We start from the raw sequence: 18,640 nt of genomic DNA, 5'->3' as shown, positions 1-18,640 counted from the left end.
TGAGTATCCGTACTCAGGCCCCCTGCCTTGTTCCCTGGAAGGCTACTCCCCATGACTAAGGCATACAGCGTTCTTGGCAGCGCCTTAACAGGTGCTGTCACCGGGTGGATGGGGCTGGCTCTGTGGCAGTGGGCCGACACCGCCGATGCCCGCGCCTGTGAGGAAAGCACGTCAATCTGCTTCACCGCCTACCCGTTCATCGGCATCGGGGTGTGGGCGTTCCTGGCCGTGCTCACGTTCGCGATCACGCTGGGCCTGCTGGGCGTGCGACCGCTGAAGGCGACAGTGCCGGCATGCCTGGCGCTCCAGATGTACGCGTTCGCCCTCCTCCCCTTCCTGGGGCATGACGTCCCGCAGCCCTCCGTCGTAACTCTGAGCGCGCTGGCGTTCGTCCCGGCGCTCGTCGCCGTCTGCACGGTCCCCGCGTGGCGGAGCGCCGGTCTAGTGGCCACCGGCGTGCTGATGTTGGCGTCCTTCGTGGTCGTCGGCCTCCCGGGGGACTTCCTGTAAGTGGCCGTGGATCTCTGTCTGGCCCGAGGACTGGTGATCATCTGAACCTGACGGGAGTGTCCGTGAACGGATTGGAGAAGTGAGTCCATGGGGCGGGTCCGAGGAATTGCACATGAGCCTTTTCCAACCTCATGGTGAGGCTGGTAGCCAGCGTGAGCACAGACATGTCGGCGGCCCAAGTGCTGGGCCCTCGGCCTAAGGGTCTACCGGGGCCCGCACGGCCGGGGTCAGGAGACCTTCGGGCGCCCAACCGCCTTGGGCCGCCAGATGTCGAGGTCCAGGGCCACAGTGAGGAACTCACCCTCCACACGGATGACGGCGTCGGGATCTTCGATCCCGAGGCGAAATCCTCGGCCCGGACATCGTGGAGCAGGAAGACGAAGTGCTCGATCACCACGGGCTCGTCCCTGACGTTGTTGTCCGGATCCATCTCGCTGTTTGCGCGGCCGCCGCCAGGCAGAGCATCGTCACGAACACCTTGAGGTGATCCGCCCCGAGGAGCGCATCGGCTCCGTGGACGACCATGTGGATCCCCACCCCGCCCGTGACGGCATCGTGGAGGTCGTCACGGGCTGTCGACCAGGGCATCCCAGTTCCAGCCGAAGTGGCCGGTGGGAACTCCGGCCGCCCGGGCGAAGGCGTCACACAGGCTCGCCCCGTCCGTCAGGTCGGGAGCGTGCACCTCGTACACCCGGCCACCCGCGGCACGCAGGGCCGGCGTCTGCTCTTTGAGTTCAACCGCCTCGCGAGGCCCGAAGACGACCCAGGCGTCGCAGGCTTGGTCACATCGAACAAGGCCGACCTCCGCTTAACCTGCGAGCAGCGTCGGCCTGTTCGGGGCCAAGGGATGCACATAGCGTGTGGCGACACCTACGCCCAACTTGCCGCCGGGTTCGGAATCGGCATCGCGACCGTCTACCGGTACATACGCGAGGCCATCGAAGTCTTGGCCGCTCGCGCACCGACCCTGGCCGAGGCGATGGAGACGGCCCGGACGAAGGCATTCGAGATTCTGGACGGCACCCTGCTGCCGATCGACCGGATCGCCGCCGACACCCCCCTACTACTTGGGCAAGCACAAGCGGCACGGCATGAACGTGCAGGTCCTCACAGACCCGCTCGGCCGACTGCTCTGGGCATCCCCGGCCCTGCCCGGAGCCACCCCACGACCTGACGGCCGCCCGAGCCACGGGATGACCGACGCGCTCGCCGCCGTGGGACTCAAATGCTGGGCGGACAAGGCATACCAAGGCGCAGGCCGGCATATCCGAGTCCTCTTCTGCGGCCGACCGCTCAAGCGCTGGAAGCGACTACACAACAGCAGCCACGCCAAGATCCAGTGCGTCGGCGAGCAGGCCATGGCTGTCCTGAAGGGCTGGCGCCTCCTGCTGAAGCTCCGCGGCAGCACCAACCGGATCACCAACATCGCGAAGGCCGTCCTTGTCCTTCACCACGCCTCAACATGAGGTTGGAATGGCTCAGTGGCTGCGCCACGACGACGCCGACCTCGGCGACCTGCAGGACTGGTCCTTGCACACGCTGGCACACAGGCCGAGCCCGCGCCAGATGCGGTGTGAGCATCTGTTCCTGTTCGATCGACAGCCTGACGGGGAGGGGTCAACGACGGAGGGCTTCAGCCGGCTGGATGCTGGCAGCGCGCCAGGCCGGGTAGAGGCCGGCGAAAAGACCGGTGAGCAGGCCGATCGCCGGGGCCGAGGCGATCGTTCCAAGGTGGATGACCGGGGTCCAGTCCCGGGCGATGGCGACACCCACGACGGTCATGGTCCCCAAGGAGGTTCCGACCAGGCCGCCGAGGGTTCCCAGGGCGCCCGATTCGGCGAGGAACTGGACGGTGATGTGCCGACTCCTCGCGCCCAAGGCACGGCGCAGGCCGATCTCGCCGGTGCGCTCCAAGACGGCGACCAAGGTGGTGTTGGCGATACCAACCCCTCCGATGACCAGACAGATGGTGGCCAGCAGCAGGAACAGCTGGTTGAGGTCGGAGGTGACGTTGCCACGCAGTGCTTTGGGGTCGGGGGGAGGGATGACCTTGAGGTATTCCGGGTGGTCGGGGCGGAGCGCCAGGGCGGCTTCGCCGGCGACCTGGGTGGCTGCGCCCAAGTCGGTGGAGATGAGCATGCTGGCGCGGTTGGAAGGGCCGGGGCCTCCCCAGATCTTCTCCGCCGCTTTGGACGGGATGACCACGGAGAGGAGGAGGTCGGCCTTGCGGTCGACATCCTCGATGATGCCAATGACGGTGAAGGGCTGTCCCGCGATGAAGATGGCGGGGTTGGTCTCCAGGGTGGTGATGCCGAGGCGGGACGCCATGCCGGAGCCGATGATGGCGACCTGTTCACCACGGTCACCGGCGAAGTGGTCGAAGGTACGGCCGGCTTTCAGCTGGGGTCCCGCAGCCTCCAGAACGCCGGGGGAAGCGGCCACTACATCCAACTGTTGGGCAGGAGCGTCGACACCCAAGGGTGCGGAGCGGACCGTGGCCCCGCCCAGCGGGACAGTCCAGTACACCCCCGCGGCCTTGACCCCGTTGAGGGCGCCGACACGGGCGTCGGCATCCGGGGGAAAGGCGTTGGGGATGGTGATGCCCTTGGTGGGGCCGCCCGCTCCTCCGGTGTCCTCGACGGTGACCTCGGTGGCAGTCAGCTCATTGAACCTGGCGTCGATCTGCGAGGACGTGGTGGCGGTCAGTCCGAGAATGGCCACGAACGTACCGACGCCAAGGATCGTGCCCAGAGCGGTCAGCGCCGAGCGGGCCGGGCGCTGCAACACCCCGGCGAGGGATTCGGACAGCAGGTCGGCGAGAGTGAAAGTGGACGGAGATATCTCGCGGTTGCGGCGGGGCTTTGATCTCATGTGTCCACCTGCACCATCTCGCTCAGCACACCATCGCGAACGGATACGGTCCGCTGCCCCCGCTGCGCGACCTGCGGATCATGGGTGATGACGAGGATGGTCATCCCGTCCGCATGCAGCTCGTCCAGGAGTTCCAGGATCGAGCCCGCGGTATCGGTGTCGAGATTTCCCGTCGGCTCATCGCACAGCAGCAGGGACGGCGAAGCCACCAGCGCGCGGGCGATCGCGACCCGCTGTCTCTCTCCGCCGGACAGCCGGGTGGGCAGGGCATCGATGCGATGCCCCAGGCCCACGCGGCCCAAGGCCTCAAGGGCGCGACCGCGCCGGTCCTTGCGCGCGGTGCCGTTGTAGACCATCGCCAGCAGCACGTTCTCGAGCGCCGAGCGGTGCGGCAGCAGATGGAACGCCTGAAAGACGAACCCGATTCGCTGCCCGCGCAGGGCGGTGCGGTCCGCGTCCCGCAATGCCCCGGTGTCGACTCCATCGAGCAGGTAGCGGCCCGTGGTGGGCGCGTCGATCATCCCCACCACATTCAAGAACGTCGACTTTCCGGAACCGGACGGGCCGACCACGGTGGCGTACTCGCCACGGGCCAAGGTCAGGTCGCAGTCTTTGAGTGCGGCAACCGGCGGTGGCCCCGGGTACGTCAGTCCCACCCGCTCCAAAAGGATGACCGGCCTGGCCGTACCTTCACCGGTGCCAACCGCGACGCGGTCCGCGGGACGGGCGCCAAACGGCGCGTCCGCGGCGCCAGCTTCGAACATGGAGGTCACCGGCTAGACCCCGCACTCGTACCGAGGGCGGGACCTACGCCGACCAGGACCTTCTCACCCTTGGTCAACTGCCCCCCAGCGGCCGCCGTGATCTCCACGAATCCATCGGCCGACATCCCCGGAGTCACCTCCACCCGGCGCCGCGTGCCGTCGTCGGCCAGCACTGTCACCGACATGCGGTTATCGGCCCCTGCCGATATCGCCGAGACCGGTGCCGAGAGGACCGGTCCGGAGGAAGCCGCCGCCTCGACCGTCACCCGGACATCCTGACCCGCCAATGCGACGTCCAGTATCCCGTCGGGCTTCACGAGCATCGGATACCCCTGAGTGGAGCCGCTGGACGCACCACCTTGTGTGCCATCCTGCGGGCCGCTCTGCCCCTGTGGCAGGGCCGGGGTGTCAGCCACCGAGGACACCGTGCCGGTCGCCGTCACGCCGCTCAGCTCAGACAGGATCTGGACCTTCTGGCCCGGCCGGACCAGGCCTTTCTCGTGTTGGGCCAGCGTGCCCTTCACCACCAGATCCCCCGCGGAGACCGTGAGTAGTTTCTCCCCCACCGTGGCCCCCACGGTCGCGGTCACCGCATCGACCCTCGCAGGGAACCCCTTGAGGAAGACCACTTCGCCGGCGGGAACCATCGGCCCGGTCACCGCTCGTACTTCGATCAGCTTGGTCCTTGCCTTCGCCAAGTCCTCCGCCGCGTACTCCATCGTCCGCCTGGCTTCCTTCACCCGATCGACACCACCTCCGGAAGCGGCGCCACCCGTGGCCGAACCAGCCTCGGGGCCAGGGGACTTGCCGGCCTCTGACCCGGTGCCGAACCCCCCTGCGGTGCCGCCGCCGGAGCCAGCGGCCCGGCCGGCCGCCCCCTTCTTTGCCGCTTCCCAGGCTTCCTTCGCCGAGATGGACGCCCGTTCGGCCTGCGTCACCGCGGTTTGCGCGCCCTCCAGCTGCTCTTTGCCCTGGGGGCTGGCAGGAACGACGTCATAGCCGATCGCGGTGTATAGGGCCTGCACTGCCGCCTTCGTCCCGGCCCCGAACACCCCCCTGCTGTCCGCGCCCGAATTGTGACCCAGAGCGGCCAATGCCTTCTGTAGCTGAGCCACGTCCTGTCCGGTCGCTCCAGGCTTCAGGTCCCGGTACACCGGCAGAGTGCCTTCGAGCGCGAACACAGGACGCCCAGAGGTCTCCACCAGCACCTTGCCGGCGGCAACGGTCTCCCCGGGCTTCACATTCACCTTGGTCACCACGGGCTTCCCGCCATCGGCCAGTCCCGCTGGCGCCCCGTTCACCTGCACCGACTGGTCCGCGGAGACCATCCCCCTGATCGTCACCGTGTCCTTCAATACCCTTTTTTCCAGGACCGCGGAAAGCACCGAAGGAGGGGGCGCCGCCTTGTCCGCAGCGGCTTGCGCCGGAGACTTGATGACCGAACCCACACCGACACCGGCTATGGAGAACAGGGCAGCGGCGACCACGACGGAGCCGAGCACTTTGCGGCGTCGGATGATCCCCGATGCGGGTGGGTCGAGTTGGGCGACCGCCGGCACGGGAATCAGCCCGGGCTGCTGATTGTCCACCGGATGCCGAGTTGCGTCGGTAGCATCGTCAGGCGCCATCAGGATCCTCTCACTGCATCGAGTTGGTTTCCGCATCGGGTTGCCTGTTTGCCCGTCAGTGCGCCCTGGTGGCGGCGGTTATGGGGGGAGGAGTTGTTGACCTGCCGACGCGAGCTGGCATTCGGCGAACCCGAGGCCGGTATTGCCGTGGGAAGCAGGGAAGGCTGTAGGGCCCCCTCGGATACCTACATCTTGCCTCGCAGGACATCGTTTGCCCTTGCGAGTGCCTGTCTCCACTCCGCCTGTCCTTCGCGGAGCTTTTCGGCGTTGCTCTCGATGAGGCCCTTCTGATAGGCGGCTCCAACCACCGCTCTGACCTGCACGTACTGAGTGCGGCGCTTACATGTGGCATCTGCTACGGCCACAGTCTTCTCTTTGGTGGAGGAAGGTACACCTCCCTTACCCAGAAGGGTTTTGTCGGTGGCCGGAGCTATAGGGTCAGGATATGAGAATCCTGAGTCCTTCATGCATTTACTCCACTGAGAAGTCACCGTGCGTACACGGCTATCGTTGATCGCCTTGCTGTGGGCTTCGTCCTGGAGATCGCGAAGGTACTGATAGGCCGCTTCCGATTTCCCCGAGGAGAGTTTCGTCTGGCTTTTACCTTCGCATCCCATTTCCTTCTTCTGTGGGTTGCCGAAGTATGCGGCAACCGCAGCGCTGGAAAGCTCGGCCGGTGGTGCAGCATTCGCCTGATCAAGGGAATCTCGGGCGGGTGGGACCTCGTACCCGTGCAGCTTTGCCCATTCTAGGTCGATCACGCCGTACTCGGCCTCGATCGGAAAATCCATACCTCGCTCTCGCGCCTGACCCGACCAGTCCACGCCCTGCTCCTTCATGCACTCCCGGTCCAAAATATCGAGTGCACGGTACAGCTGGACCCGGTCTGCGCGAGGGACGTATGCATCCAGTGGCATCGTGAGGGACCCACCTGGACGAAAGGTGGCACCCCCGATATCGAAGCTGATCGGCTTCGACGGATCTCCCGGAACTCCGATAACACCAGCGGGGACGGAGGGCTCCTCGACTTTGTCCTCTTTGCTTGTCCCGCAGCCAGCCACTGCGATGGAGGCGACAAGGAGGGGGATGGCGTAACGGCGGGACTTCGCCCTCATTATTGGAGCCTTTCAGTGGCGATCAACGCAATTTCTACACCGAGTGCAGAGGGTAGCACTGCGATCTTGAACGCTGCTGGGGTTAGGTGGTCACCGGCCGCGCTGACTAACCATCGAGCGCGCCGGTTCGACGAGTTCTCCACGCTGCCCATACGCACAACTTCGGCAAAAATCGGCAGAGATGAGCTTAAAAAGCCCATACCTGATGGATTTTGTCTCTGGATCTCCAAGATTGATAAAGGGTTGAATCTGACCTTTTCGTGGGCGAATCGGATGTTTTCGCAAGGGCGCGTAGGAGAGGTGTGTGCAGCTGGCAGGTGCCTGCCTTCGGCAAAATGATCTACCCGGGATGGGTGATGCATGATAAATTCCCGAGGTGCTCCAAAGCTTCTTCATGTGAAATTCGAATCGATCCATCACGCACGGGGGTACCCTCAGATGATTGCAAAGCGAATAGCGTCGGCTGCCAGCGCAGTGGCGGCCGTTTCGATTCTCATAATCGGAGGTTCTGGGTCCGCTTCAGCGGCTGAAGTCGGGGAAGTCACATGGAAGAATGTGGCTACAGGCAGATGCCTTCTTCACCCTGGGAGCGACAACGTGACGACGGGAAGCTGTGGGGGCAACGACTCCGTGTGGCTCGACATCCGAACCGATGACGGCGTGACCTGGAACGAAGTGAACCGCACCTACGGCCCGGCCCTCGATAGCAATGCGAGCGGCGCCGTATACCAGCTGTCGCGTAACAGCGGGAGCTACCAGCGCTGGTACGAACTCAAGGACTCCAAGGGCTGGTACCTGAAGAACAAGGCGACCGCACGCTGCCTGGACAGCAACGGCTCGGGCAACGTGTACACCCTCGGCTGCAACGGTGGGAACTACCAGCGCTGGAGCTAGTGATCACGGAGGTGTCGCGCCGTCTCGGGATCGGTGCCGAGACGGTTCGGGGCCTGGCGGCGACGGCTCATTGGCCGGGGCTTGGGAGGCATGCAGGACGAGCCTCGGCCCCGGTGTGCCATCGAAGATCACCAGCGCGGATGTCGAGCGGGTGATCATCAAGGCCCTCGCGGAGGGGCCGAAGAAGGCCCCCCACTGGTCGACCAGAATCCGTGTCGGCGCCGCGGCCCTCTTATGGGCCCTGGCAGTCGCGACCGGCCAGGTCATCCGCTCCGTCCACCACCGCCACCGGGCGGCCGAGTTCAAGAGGTTCCTGACCAAGGTCGACAAGGAGGTCCCCGCAGACCTGCAGATCCACCTGACCACGAAAGCTATGCGACCCGCAGGACGCCGGACATGAAGAAGTGGTTGCCGGCGGACCCGCGGTTCCATCTGCAGTTCACGCCGACCAGTTCTCGTGGCTGAGCCTGGTTGAACGGTGGTACGCCGAACTAGCCCATAAGCGACATCTGTGCCTGGCTCGCCGCGCAGCCCGGCCCGCGTCACCCTCCAGCCGCGGGCCAAAGAGGACCGGAAGGTCCGGTGGCAGGCGGCGATGGACTCGGCGCGGGAGCAGGCGATCCAGGCCCAGCTCGCCGCTGTCCTGCGTGAGCAGGCGAAGTACTAGCATCAGGCGAGGGAGCTGAGCCAGTACTGCGATGCCCTGGAACGCCGGCTTGCCGCGTCCGACCCCTCGGCAGGCACCGACGCAGCCCCTGCCCGACATTGGCTGGAGTGGGCCCGCGCCTACGTAAGATCCCTGGACCCGCTGCGGGAGATGCCGTACCTGAATGGCTGGAGTCCGCGCGGCCCCGAAGAGCACGCCTACGCCTGGCCCAGGTGATCAAGCGCCTTGGCCCTGCGCGCACCTGCTGTTCGTTTACCGCCTGGTAGGTCTTCCGTGATTCGGGTCCGGGCCGGGACGAGGGGGTGGAGCGGGGGGAAGGCTTTCGGCCGACTTATCGGGTTGGTTAATGGACAACTCGGCCGGCGACTCGCGATCCTTCGCGGACTCGGCGCGCAGTCGATCCGTGAGTTCGCGGTGCCAGGCGGCGAACTCATGGCGGCCGAGGCTGGCGCGTCAAGGCCGTATGCGGCGAACTGCCTGTCGGTGTGGTGCTGGACGCGGGCGAGAGCAGACACGTACTCGTCAAGACTGGGCTCTGCCTCGTTCTGTGCAGCGAGTTCGAGCAGCCGGGCGCGTGTGTAACCGGCCTTCAGCAGTGCGTTGACGTCGATGGCATCCCGGACTTCGGCGCGGCCGAACAGCGCCCCGGTCTCGGCCGCGGCGAGGTCGTCGAGGTGGAGGACCGGGCCGAGGTTCGACCGGCGGGTGGTGCATCAGGTCACCGACCAGTTCCACCTTGGACTGGGCTCCGGACCCGGGATCCGTGACGTGCAGGCGAGCGTACACCTGTGCCTGCTGGGTCACCTGGACCAGGTATCCGGCCGTCCGGTACGCCTCGACGAGGCGAGAGATCGCTTGTGGTAGCTCGCCCTCGGCGCGTCCGATCGGGGTGAACAGGTCGACGTCGTCACTGACACGGCTGACGAGACGATGAGCCTGTACGGCGTATCCGCCCGCGAGCCGGTAGCCGAAGTCCTCGGCGAGCGCTTCCAGGCCGATGCGGATGAGCCGATGGTGCAGATCTTCCACTACGCGGCCGCCGCTGAAGCGCTGGCGAGCTCGGGGAAGCGGGCCTCCCAGGCGGCCCTCGCCGGGCCTGGCAGGAACAGGGTCCGCCAGTGGCTCCGCAGCACGTCGGCATTGAGGTGAGCGTGCAGGTCCTCGGGCGTCTGTGCCTCGCGGATCACCCGCTCGTACATGAGCACCACGTCGGCGTCGTCGGCCAGGTCGTATTCGTAGTGCGGGCCCCAGTCCAGGTGCCGGGGCAGGACCACGAGGCCGTCCGCCGGCCCGCTCAGCTCCCCGAGCGAGCCAGGCAGGGTGTACGGCCGAAGCTGTGCGTACCTGCTGCTCATGCTCACCAGCATGCCCGAAACCGTGGCCCCGCGGTGCGTATACGTGCGATGCATCCGCTCCCGCCGGGCCCGCCGGCGCGTGGCACCTCGCCTCGCTGTTCCAGGCATGACCGGATGGGCCCGGGCGTTTCGCCCCCGTTATGTTTTTCGCGGTCCTGCAATGGGGCCGCTGGCCTCCGGGCCCGGTATGACTGTGTCCCCTCTGTCGAACGGATGGCCTGGGGGGTGGTGTCGCCGGTCCGTGGGGTGCCGTCGGAGACGCTGATGAGAGACCCGGCCACCGCCCGGCCCGGCGCAATGCCGGACAGAGACGTGGGCGGCAGGTCTGCATAACGTGGATGCGCGAGCACGGTGCCAACGCCGAGGCCGGCCAGGTCAACCACCCAGGAGGGGTGCGATGTTAGACACCGGCGATGTGGGCGTCTTCCTGGGTATGGACGTCGGCAAGAGCGCCCACCACGGCCACGGGCTGACGCCGACCGGCAAGAAAGTCTTCGACAAGGCGATGCCCAACAGCGAACCGAAGCTGCGGGCCGTCTTCGACAAGCTGATCGCGAAGTTCGGCACGGTGCTGGTGATCGTGGACCAGCCCGCATCGATCGGGGCTCTGCCGCTGACCGTCGCCCGTCACGCGGGCTGCGAGGTCGCCTACCTGCCCGGACTCGCGATGCGGCGGATCGCTGATCTGTATCCGGGCGAGGCGAAAACGGACGCGAAGGACGCGGCGGTGATCGCAGACGCCGCCCGCACCATGCCGCACGTCCTGCGGTCGCTGGAGCTGACCGACGAGATCACCGCCGACCTCACGGTGCTGACCGGCTTCGACCAGGACCTCGCCGCCGAAGCCACCCGCACCAGCAACCGGATACGCGGCCTGCTCACTCAGTTCCACCCGTCTCTGGAGCGCGTGCTCGGCCCCCGGCTGGACCACCCGGCCGTCACCTGGCTCCTCGAACGTTACGGATCCCCGGCCGCTCTGCGGAAAGCAGGCCGCCGCAGACTCGTCGAACTCATCCGCCCGAAAGCCCCGCGGATGGCCGCGCGGCTGATCGACGAGATCTTCGACGCCCTCGACGAACAGACCGTCGTGGTCCCGGGAACCGGGACCCTCGACATCGTGATCCCGTCCCTGGCCGCCTCCCTCGCGGCGGTTCACGACCAGCGCCGGGCCTTGGAAGCGCAGATCAGCAGCCTGCTGGAGGCTCACCCTCTTCACCAGGTCCTGACCTCGATGCCGGGAGTCGGCGTCAGGACCGCCGCAGTCCTGCTGGTCACCGTCGGAGACGGCACCAGCTTCCCCAGCGCAGCCCACCTCGCCTCCTACGCCGGCCTCGCCCCCACGACCAGATCCTCGGGGACCTCGATCCACGGCGAACACGCACCACGAGGCGGAAACCGGCAGCTCAAACGCGCCATGTTCCTCTCCGCCTTCGCCTGCATGAACGCCGACCCCGCCTCCCGCACCTACTACGACCGGCAAAGAGCCCGCGGCAAAACCCACACCCAAGCACTCCTCCGCCTCGCCCGCCAACGCATCAGCGTCCTGTTCGCCATGCTCCGCGACGGCACCTTCTACGAGTCCAGAACCCCCACCATCACCCTCGCCGCATGGCCACCCACAACAGCCTCATACCCGGCACCACGTCCTTGACGAAGAACATAGAGACACCCCCCGGAAGTACCTCCGACCAGATCCCAACCCGTGATGGAGGGGGTGGAAGCCACACGAAGAGTGACGGCACGAACGCCTTGGTGAGTTTCCTGGGGCGGGCGTAGGACCGTCAGCCAGGCCGGCATGGTTCTCTCTGGACACCCTCATGGAGCCCGCGGTGCCTCGTGCTCGACCGGCTTCCTGGGCGGCTTGGGGCTGGCTTGCCATGATCAGAGGTGGGCAAAGAGCGTCAGCATGCTGCACATGGCGCCCACTCCGCACGTAACGCACACGGGTGACCTGTCCAATTTGCGCCTCACAGGCCGCTGACCTGCGGTTTCCCTTAACCTGTTTTTGATAGATCTTATTCCGATGACCCACCACGTGGAGTGCGTGGCGATCCTGGAGCGGGTGGCCAAGGACGCCTGACCTGCGGGTTTGTTGGTGCGCATCATGTGCGTTGTGGGCGTTACGGGCGATATCTTGACGCTGATCTGACGCTCGTGACGCTCATTTGACGCTCGCCCAGCCTGTTTGCTGACGTAGCGTCAGGAGCGTGGAGCCGTCTCCTGGACCGGGCTGTGCGCCCGGTCGGGGAGCCCGCGCCGCCACCCAAGGCGGCGTTCTGTACGCGGTGGAGGTGCCGGACGCTGGCCTTGGCGGCGTGAAGCCAGAGCCCTTCGATGGTCACGCTCTGTAGTGAACTGCGGTGCGGCCGCAGGTGATCGTCCTCGCCTCCACTGGCCAGGAGGAGGTATCTGCCGGTTGAGAGCGTGAGGTGGGCGCATGCATCGATGGTCCCCGTTGAACGACCGCCAGCGAGAGCTCTTGCGGCGGCTGGGTGCCGGCGAGGAGTCGGGCTTGGCGTCGACTGAACGGCTCTCCGCGTATGCGCTGCGAGACCGAGGGCTGTTGGCTCTCGTTCGCCGTAATGGGGCGGTGCGGGCCGAGGTCACCGAGGCCGGGGAGTTTCCATCTGGAGCACGGCCACCATCCGGAGGATCCGCGGTATGCCGACGCGCCCCAGGAAGGCGCCAAGAAGATGGCTGTGCCGTACTCGGAACGGGCTATGGCCGCCCGGGCCCGTCGGGCCAAGGCGGCGGGGCTGATCGAACGGCTCGTGGCTGAACGGCGGGTGGTCATTCCGGAGCCCGACGAGGAGACGGAAGCCGAATTACGGCGGGCCGTCGACTATGCGAAGTGGCACAACCTCACGCCGCCGGGGAAACGCATCGAGAAACTCCGCCTGCGGAACCGCGACCTTCAGATCTCCCTCGAAGACGGGCCGCATCACAACGCGAAGAGCGAGAGGCCGGAGAGCGCGCCGCCCATCCCTGTACCCGCCCAACTGCGCTCCCTTCACCCAGTGGTGGCTGCTCTCAAGGAAGACCGGTACCGGCTCGCCGTGTCCGCGCCTCTCCGGGGCAGGGCTCTGCGCCTGTTCCAGGGCCTGTGCGCGGAAGCGGTGAAGCGTGGCTACGCGGTACGCGAGCACCCGATGGATGGGAACTACCGCAGCCGGGCCTACGGGTACGGCGGCACGTACGTACCCTCTCGTCCCTCCCGGCGTGAGGGCGAGCTGGACCTGGCTGTCGGCGACTTCACGTACACGGTGACCATCAAGCAGGAGTTCCCGCTGTCTGAGGACCCGGAGCGGGCACAGAGTCTGATGGTGGAGCTCCCGTACGGTCGCTCGGGCCGCCGGGGCGAGTGGGCCGACCGGGAGCGGTGGAGGCTGGAGGATGTCCTCGGCGCGGTCCTGCGCGAAGTGGAAGTCCGCTCGCGGGAAGACGCTCAACGCCGGATCGAGGAGAAGCGGGCCGAGGCGGACCGGAAGCACCGGTGGCAGGCTGCGATGGACTCGGCGCGGGAGCAGGCGATCCAGGCCCAGCTCGCCACTGTCCTGCGTGAGCAGGCGAAGGACTGGCATGAGGTGAGGGCGCTGAGTCAGTACTGCGATGCGATGGAGCGCCGGCTGGCGGCGTCAGACGGTTCGGCAGCCCCGGAAGCAGTCTCCACCCGGCATTGGCTCGAGTGGGCCCGCGCATTCGTAAGCTCCCTGGACCCGTTGCGGGAGCTGCCCGGGATGCCGGCGACACGTGCGCCCGAGCCCGAGGAGCTCAAGCCATACTTAAGCGGCTGGAGTCCGCGTGGCTCGGAAGAGCGTGGCCTCTGACCGGCTGAGGTGATGGCCGGGAACAGTGTGGGAGCGGACCCGTCGAGCCCTCTGTTGACCGCTGTCTACCGCTTCTACTGGCACTCCAGCGGGAGAGTCCCATAGCGTCAAGTGGTGGTGACGGTTTATGCTCGGGTTGTGCGAGCCGCGAGTGAACCCCTGACCGACGGCGAGAAGGCCGACCTGGATGACGCCCTCAAGGCCGTCCGCCGGGCCGAGCAGGCCCTTGCGCGGGCGCAGGCGCACCTCAATCACACGGTGGGCCGGATCGGCTCCGCCGACCGATACGGGCAGAAAGCTGCGGCAGGCCGCCGCGTCGGCTGGTCCCGCCAGCACGTCACCACCCTTGCCAACGCCTACCGTGCGGGCGAACTTGACCAGGAGGAGAGGACCGAAGCCGCATGAGCACCGCGCCCCAGCCGTCCGCCATCCCGCAGCCGCCCGTCCAGCCCGAGGCGATCCGTGCCGCCCTGGCCCAGGTGGCCCCGCAGCTGCTTGCCGATTTCGACCGTGACCGTGCGGCCAGCACCGCCCGCGCGCGCGCCGAGGTTTCCGCCATTCCCCTGCGCACCTTCACGGAGGCGTGGGCCGTTGAGGTGGCCATTGCCCGACACCCGGAGACCGCCGCCCGACTCCACGTGCTTGAGGCCCGCGCCGGAGAGGTCACCGACCTCGGCGAGGCCCGCGACATCGCCGCCGAGATCAGCCGCATCCGCAACGCCGCCGCCGCCGAGGCCGGCCTCCGTACCGCCGGCGAGGCCGCCCGGTGACCGACGACCGTTGGGTGTGGGAGTACGCCTTCCACGCCGAGGACGAGGTCGGCTACCCGAAGGCGGTCCGGGATGAGGTGAAGGCCGTCGCCGACCAGATCGTCGAGCTGGCCGACCTCGGCATCGATCCGTCCGAACTCGGCGACCCCACCCCCGGTACGGCTCGCCGTCACATGCTCCCCTCCGGCGGGTGGTTCGAGACCCAGGCGCTTCCGCGTATGAGGCCGCGCCTCCTGGCCGTGGTCCTGGTCGTACCGCCGCCGCACCTGCTCTGACACGAGAAGGGCAGGGGGTGCGGAGGTGGGGCACGCCCCTGGCGGGAGGTCGACTGTGCAGCCTGAGTAGCGATGCACGCTGGTGTGTCGGGCTGGTACCCGGGCTATGGGCCCGGTCGTGGGCCAGGGCCGGGCCCGTCCGGCGCCAGTCAGCATCTCGGTCACCGTCCCGGATCCGGTGTTCGGCATGGCGTGCAGGCTGTGGGGTTGGGCTGCCTGCTGGGATGGCGAGGCCCGCCGGCGGCTGTCAGGCTTCGCCGGCGGGCCTCGCGTCTAGGGGGTGGGTGTTAGTTGATCGACCGGTACTGCAGGGCCGGGTTCACTGGAGCTGGAACTTCTGGGGTGCGAGGCCGTTGCAGTGCCAGGTCTGCAGGCGGGTTCCGTTGGCGGTGTTGCCGGAGGGGGCGTCCAGGCACAGGCCCGACTGGGGGTTGCGCAGGGAGCCGTCCGCCTGCTGGGCCCACTTCTGGCCGCCGGCGCCGTTGCAGTCCCACAGCTGGACCAAGGCGCCCGGCGCGGTGCCGTTGCCGTCGATGTCCAGGCAGCGGCCCAGGGTGCGCAGGGTGCCGTCGGCGGGGTGGGTCCAGTACATGTCCTTGGCAGTGCTCAGGCAGTCCCAGAGCATGACCGGGGCACCGGCGGTCCCGTTGTCGTCGCCGGCCACGTCGACGCACTTGCCACCGGGACCGGTGATGGGGGCGCCGCCGTTGACGAAGAACTTCTGGGGTGCGAGGCCGTTGCAGTGCCAGATCTGCAGGCGGGTTCCGTTGGCGGTGTTGCCGCCGGGGGCGTCCAGGCACAGACCCGACCGGGGGTTGCGCAGGGAGCCGTCCGCCTGCTGGGCCCAGACCTGGTTACCGCCGCCGTTGCAGTTCCACAGCTGGACCGGGGTGCCCGGCGCGGTTTCGTTGCGGTCGATGTCCAGGCAGCGGCCCAGGGTGCGCAGGGTGCCGTCCGCCAGGTGGGTCCACTGCTGGTCCTTGGCCGCGCTCAGGCAGTCCCAGAGCACGACCGGGGTACCGGCGGTCCCGTTGTCGTCGCCGAGCACGTCGACGCACTTGCCACCGGGACCGGTAATCGTGCCCTGCGGCCCGTTGTTCGGCGCGCCGGCCAACGCGCCGTAGTAGATGCCGCGTCCGTCGGTGGCGATGTAGGCGCGGCCGAAGACCTGCCGGTCACCGGTCATGTCCTTGAGCCGGGCGCCGATCGCCTCGGTGGTGTTGATCTGCGTCCAGGTGCTGCCGAGGTCGTCGGAGCGGAAGATGCCGTCCACCCCGCCCACGATGCCGTGCAGGTAGGTGGAGGGCGGCGCGGCCGGGCTCGGCGAGGCGGGCTTGGGGCCCTTGCCGAAGCCGAACACCCGGGCGGCGGTGATGCCGCTCACCTTGGTGAAGGTGGTGCCGGAGTCGGTGGAGCGGTAGATGCCGTTCCAGCCGAAGTTGATCCACACCTCGCCGTTGATGCCGGGGGCGGCGGCGACCTTGAACTCCTCGAAGTAGCCGCACTCGACGCTGGGCAGGCCGCTGGCGCCGGTGTCGGTGAAGGTGGCTCCGCCGTTGGTGCTGCGGTAGAACTTGCCCGCCTTGTAGATGTAGAACTTGTTGCCGTCCACGCGGTCGGATGCCAGCGGCTGGCAGCCGGTCCAGTTCGCGTCGGTGGGGATCAGCCCGCTCGGGGCGCCCGTCGAGAGCGTCCAGCTGGTTCCGCGGTTGGTGGAGTAGCGGACCTTGCCGTCGCCGGTGCCCTGAGCCGCCCAGACGATGCGGTCGGAGGCGGCCGAGACCGCGACCCGGCCGGCGGCCTCGGGCAGGTTGCTGAACTTGGTGTAGGTCTTACCGGCGTCGGTGGAGTAGCCGCCGATCGGGGTGTTGCCGGAGTTGCCTTGCCGGCCGACGCGCACGAGGAACTTCGGGTCGGCTTCGGAGAAGTCGATGCCGGTGGTGGTCCCGGGCAGGGCAGCCCTGGGCTGGTTGGTGCCCGGCCACGTGTCGGTGCGGTGGCTGTAGGCCGGGAAGTCGGTCAGTGAGGTGTGGTCGTAACCGCCGTTGTCGGCGACCCCGCTGTGCAGGAAGACGTCCCCCGAGGGGGGCGAGGTGATGTTGGAGACGACTACGGCCTCCTCGTGCCCCTTCTCGAAGTTGGTCCAGGTGGACGGGGAGACCGTGATGTCGTCGGTCTTCCAGACGCCGTACCAGTCGGTGTACCAGACCCGGCCGGGGCGGAACGGGTCGATGGTGACGCTGGCCGTGCTCGCCGACCAGTGGAAGTCCGGCCACCACGGGACTGTGTTGTTCTTGGTGTACTTCACCTCCGTCCAGCTGCCGGCGCCGTCGGTGGAGCGGAAGATCGGGTTGTAGAACGGGCTGGCGGTGCCGTTGCCGTTGGCGGCGATCGTGACGACGTGGGAGGGGTTGGCCGGGTCCACGCTGATCGCGTTGTACTGCGCGGCCGACGGCGGCGTCACGTTGTTCCAGGCCCCGCCGGAGAACTTGGCGATACCGGTCTTGTGCGTGACGTACAGGTCACCGTTGGAGACCAGCGCCGCGCGGTTCGGCTGAACCGGGCTGCCCGCCATCCGCGACCAGGTCGCGCCCGCGTCGGTGCTGCGGTACATGCCGTCGTCGTACACCGCGGCGTAGATGGTCCTGGTGGGAGCGCCGGCCGCCTCGTTGGTACGCGCGAACAGCGTGAACACCACGCCGCGGCCGGGTGTGCCGGCGGCGGACAGGCGGGTGTCCCTGGCCCAGGTGGCACCCGCGTCGCCGCTGCGCCACAGCCCATTGTTGCGGGAGCCGAAGTAGACGACGCCCGCTGTGCCGGGGTCGACTGCGAGACGCTCGCCGGAGCTGCGCGACGGGTCGTCGTCGCCGCCCGCGTTGCCATTGATGACAATGCCCAGACGGGTGGTGGTCCAGGTGTTGCCGCGGTCGGTGGACTTCATGATGGAGCTGTTGCCGTCCCAGCCGCTGCCGGCCGCCAGGTAGACGGTGCCGGGCTCGGTGGGGGCGACGGCCAGCGATTCGATGCGGTACAGGTCGCGGTCGTCGGCCTTGATCGAGTCGGTGATCGGCGTCCAGCTCTGGTCACCGGCGTTCCAGCGGTAGGCGCCGCCGACGTCGGTGCGGGTGTAGACCAGGTCCTTCTCGGCCGGGTGGGCGACCATGCCGGTGACGTAGCCACCGCCCCCGATGGGGACGCTGCCCCAGGTGTTCGGACCGCTCGCGTTGCTCGTGGCGTTCTGGTTCACCGCCTTGCTGTGGCCGCGCTTGGGATGTGGGTCCGCCGGCTTTGCCTGGCTGGTACCGAGGCCGGCGACCAGGCAGGCTGCGGTGATCAGGCCAATCGCGGCGGAGCGCCGGCATATGAGTCTTCGCATCTACTACCTCCTTGGAGCATCTGCTGTGGAGATTCCTCCGGGTGGGGAGTACCTCCGGTGGGGGAAGACCCGCCCGGGGCACAGGGACCAGGGCGGGGCGGGTCAGCAGGGCGGTCCGGTGAGTTGGGGTTCGCCGAAGACTGAGGCGTCGGTCCAGCTTGTGCCGCCGCAGAACCTGCCCGACGGGTCTCGCCGGCTTCGGTGCCACTGCCGAGCTCACTGCGAGTTCAAGCCTTGCAAGCGCTCGCAACGACGTGAAGATGACATCTCGGGGTAACGGCGTCAACCTTCCGGACGAAAGCCGGCGGTAACTTCCCGGCAACGTCAGCGACGAGAAGCGGCCGCAGCATCCCAGCCCGATGCTGCGAGAGCTCGGCGCAAGACGCTTGCGCGATGCCGCAAACTCCCAGGTCAGCGACCCAGGGCAGACCAATCCTCCCCTCCAAGGGGAGCGGCGTCCGGCCGATCATCTCGACCCCGGTGCGTCATGAGCCGCCTGGCGGCCGTCACGAGCAGGGTCCCCTGCGCCCTGATCGCGGACGATCGCCCTCGGCTTGAAACCGTGCCCCTGGCGCGCTGATTGAGTGC

General features: G+C 67.6%; 16 protein-coding genes and 1 pseudogene. 10 read left to right on the top strand and 7 right to left on the bottom strand.

Translation table 11 applies throughout. The features are described from left to right. Positions 1–108: 108 nt before the first annotated feature. A complete protein-coding gene (locus tag ACODT5_RS13115) occupies positions 109–510 on the top strand; it encodes a hypothetical protein (protein WP_422519346.1) in 402 nt (133 codons plus the stop codon). Positions 511–1,075: 565 nt separating this feature from the next. Here the strand turns inward: ACODT5_RS13115 and ACODT5_RS13110 are convergent. Continuing rightward, entirely contained in the window at positions 1,076–1,201 is a 126-nt protein-coding gene (locus tag ACODT5_RS13110) for a barstar family protein (RefSeq protein ID WP_422519345.1), read from the bottom strand. A gap of 30 nt (positions 1,202–1,231) precedes the next feature. Here ACODT5_RS13110 and ACODT5_RS13105 point away from each other — a divergent pair. After that, positions 1,232–1,976 (top strand): annotated as a pseudogene (locus ACODT5_RS13105) (transposase family protein). Positions 1,977–2,127: 151 nt separating this feature from the next. Here the strand turns inward: ACODT5_RS13105 and ACODT5_RS13100 are convergent. The 4 genes from ACODT5_RS13100 to ACODT5_RS13085 form a co-directional block, all read right to left on the bottom strand. Beyond that, entirely contained in the window at positions 2,128–3,381 is a 1,254-nt protein-coding gene (locus ACODT5_RS13100) for an ABC transporter permease (protein WP_422519344.1), read from the bottom strand. Next, on the bottom strand, positions 3,378–4,145 hold the full coding sequence (locus ACODT5_RS13095) for an ABC transporter ATP-binding protein (RefSeq protein WP_422519644.1): 768 nt from the start codon (positions 4,143–4,145) through the stop codon (positions 3,378–3,380). The genes ACODT5_RS13100 and ACODT5_RS13095 overlap by 4 nt, the downstream gene beginning before the upstream one ends. Before the next feature lie 5 nt (positions 4,146–4,150). Next, complete coding sequence (locus tag ACODT5_RS13090) at positions 4,151–5,773, bottom strand: peptidoglycan-binding protein (protein ID WP_422519343.1); 1,623 nt, start codon at positions 5,771–5,773, stop codon at positions 4,151–4,153. A gap of 185 nt (positions 5,774–5,958) precedes the next feature. Beyond that, a complete protein-coding gene (locus ACODT5_RS13085; RefSeq protein ID WP_422519342.1) occupies positions 5,959–6,888 on the bottom strand; it encodes a hypothetical protein in 930 nt (309 codons plus the stop codon). Positions 6,889–7,248: 360 nt separating this feature from the next. Between ACODT5_RS13085 and ACODT5_RS13080 the strand changes: the two genes are divergently transcribed. The 3 genes from ACODT5_RS13080 (at position 7,249) to ACODT5_RS13070 (ending at position 8,449) form a co-directional block, all read left to right on the top strand. Then, positions 7,249–7,782 (top strand): RICIN domain-containing protein, encoded by a 534-nt coding sequence (locus ACODT5_RS13080; RefSeq protein ID WP_422519341.1) that lies wholly within the window; start codon positions 7,249–7,251, stop codon positions 7,780–7,782. 115 nt (positions 7,783–7,897) lie between these two features. Next, positions 7,898–8,182: a hypothetical protein gene (locus tag ACODT5_RS13075; RefSeq protein ID WP_422519340.1), complete on the top strand. Its 285-nt coding sequence runs from the start codon at positions 7,898–7,900 to the stop codon at positions 8,180–8,182. A gap of 111 nt (positions 8,183–8,293) precedes the next feature. Then, the gene (locus ACODT5_RS13070; RefSeq protein ID WP_422519339.1) at positions 8,294–8,449 is read left to right on the top strand and encodes a hypothetical protein; all 156 of its coding nucleotides are present in this window, start codon (positions 8,294–8,296) and stop codon (positions 8,447–8,449) included. Between the two features lie 1,028 nt (positions 8,450–9,477). Here ACODT5_RS13070 and ACODT5_RS13065 read toward each other — a convergent pair. Further along, on the bottom strand, positions 9,478–9,804 hold the full coding sequence (locus ACODT5_RS13065; RefSeq protein ID WP_422519338.1) for a hypothetical protein: 327 nt from the start codon (positions 9,802–9,804) through the stop codon (positions 9,478–9,480). Between the two features lie 397 nt (positions 9,805–10,201). Here ACODT5_RS13065 and ACODT5_RS13060 point away from each other — a divergent pair, with 397 nt between their 5' ends. The 5 genes from ACODT5_RS13060 to ACODT5_RS13040 all read left to right on the top strand — a co-directional run bounded on the left by ACODT5_RS13060 (position 10,202) and on the right by ACODT5_RS13040 (position 14,676). Further along, entirely contained in the window at positions 10,202–11,455 is a 1,254-nt protein-coding gene (locus ACODT5_RS13060; protein WP_422519337.1) for an IS110 family RNA-guided transposase, read from the top strand. Between the two features lie 1,042 nt (positions 11,456–12,497). After that, on the top strand, positions 12,498–13,631 hold the full coding sequence (locus ACODT5_RS13055; RefSeq protein ID WP_422519336.1) for a hypothetical protein: 1,134 nt from the start codon (positions 12,498–12,500) through the stop codon (positions 13,629–13,631). 138 nt (positions 13,632–13,769) lie between these two features. Next, positions 13,770–14,036, top strand: a complete 267-nt coding sequence (locus ACODT5_RS13050; RefSeq protein WP_422519335.1) for a hypothetical protein — start codon at positions 13,770–13,772, stop codon at positions 14,034–14,036. Continuing rightward, the gene (locus ACODT5_RS13045; protein WP_422519334.1) at positions 14,033–14,401 is read left to right on the top strand and encodes a hypothetical protein; all 369 of its coding nucleotides are present in this window, start codon (positions 14,033–14,035) and stop codon (positions 14,399–14,401) included. The genes ACODT5_RS13050 and ACODT5_RS13045 overlap by 4 nt, the downstream gene beginning before the upstream one ends. Beyond that, positions 14,398–14,676: a hypothetical protein gene (locus tag ACODT5_RS13040; protein ID WP_422519333.1), complete on the top strand. Its 279-nt coding sequence runs from the start codon at positions 14,398–14,400 to the stop codon at positions 14,674–14,676. The genes ACODT5_RS13045 and ACODT5_RS13040 overlap by 4 nt, the downstream gene beginning before the upstream one ends. 319 nt (positions 14,677–14,995) lie before the next feature. Here ACODT5_RS13040 and ACODT5_RS13035 read toward each other — a convergent pair whose 3' ends face one another. Continuing rightward, positions 14,996–18,052: a ricin-type beta-trefoil lectin domain protein gene (locus ACODT5_RS13035; RefSeq protein WP_422519332.1), complete on the bottom strand. Its 3,057-nt coding sequence runs from the start codon at positions 18,050–18,052 to the stop codon at positions 14,996–14,998. Positions 18,053–18,640: the final 588 nt, after the last annotated feature.

The organism is Streptomyces tatrensis (genome assembly GCF_049310065.1).
In the GTDB taxonomy this organism is placed as follows: domain Bacteria; phylum Actinomycetota; class Actinomycetes; order Streptomycetales; family Streptomycetaceae; genus Streptomyces.
The sequence above is the reverse complement of the archived record's forward strand: the minus strand, read 5'-3'. Positions and strand labels throughout refer to the sequence as shown.

What these genes read in the sequence shown, in the direction of transcription:
- ACODT5_RS13065 (WP_422519338.1), bottom strand. Translation starts at nt 9,804, where the DNA reads ATGAGCAGCAGGTACGCACAGCTTCGGCCGTACACCCTGCCTGGCTCG.
- ACODT5_RS13055 (WP_422519336.1), top strand. Translation starts at nt 12,498, where the DNA reads ATGGCTGTGCCGTACTCGGAACGGGCTATGGCCGCCCGGGCCCGTCGG.
- ACODT5_RS13045 (WP_422519334.1), top strand. Translation starts at nt 14,033, where the DNA reads ATGAGCACCGCGCCCCAGCCGTCCGCCATCCCGCAGCCGCCCGTCCAG.
- ACODT5_RS13090 (WP_422519343.1), bottom strand. Translation starts at nt 5,773, where the DNA reads ATGGCGCCTGACGATGCTACCGACGCAACTCGGCATCCGGTGGACAAT.
- ACODT5_RS13100 (WP_422519344.1), bottom strand. Translation starts at nt 3,381, where the DNA reads ATGAGATCAAAGCCCCGCCGCAACCGCGAGATATCTCCGTCCACTTTC.
- ACODT5_RS13080 (WP_422519341.1), top strand. Translation starts at nt 7,249, where the DNA reads ATGATAAATTCCCGAGGTGCTCCAAAGCTTCTTCATGTGAAATTCGAA.
- ACODT5_RS13085 (WP_422519342.1), bottom strand. Translation starts at nt 6,888, where the DNA reads ATGAGGGCGAAGTCCCGCCGTTACGCCATCCCCCTCCTTGTCGCCTCC.
- ACODT5_RS13035 (WP_422519332.1), bottom strand. Translation starts at nt 18,052, where the DNA reads ATGCGAAGACTCATATGCCGGCGCTCCGCCGCGATTGGCCTGATCACC.
- ACODT5_RS13095 (WP_422519644.1), bottom strand. Translation starts at nt 4,145, where the DNA reads ATGTTCGAAGCTGGCGCCGCGGACGCGCCGTTTGGCGCCCGTCCCGCG.
- ACODT5_RS13060 (WP_422519337.1), top strand. Translation starts at nt 10,202, where the DNA reads ATGTTAGACACCGGCGATGTGGGCGTCTTCCTGGGTATGGACGTCGGC.
- ACODT5_RS13115 (WP_422519346.1), top strand. Translation starts at nt 109, where the DNA reads ATGGGGCTGGCTCTGTGGCAGTGGGCCGACACCGCCGATGCCCGCGCC.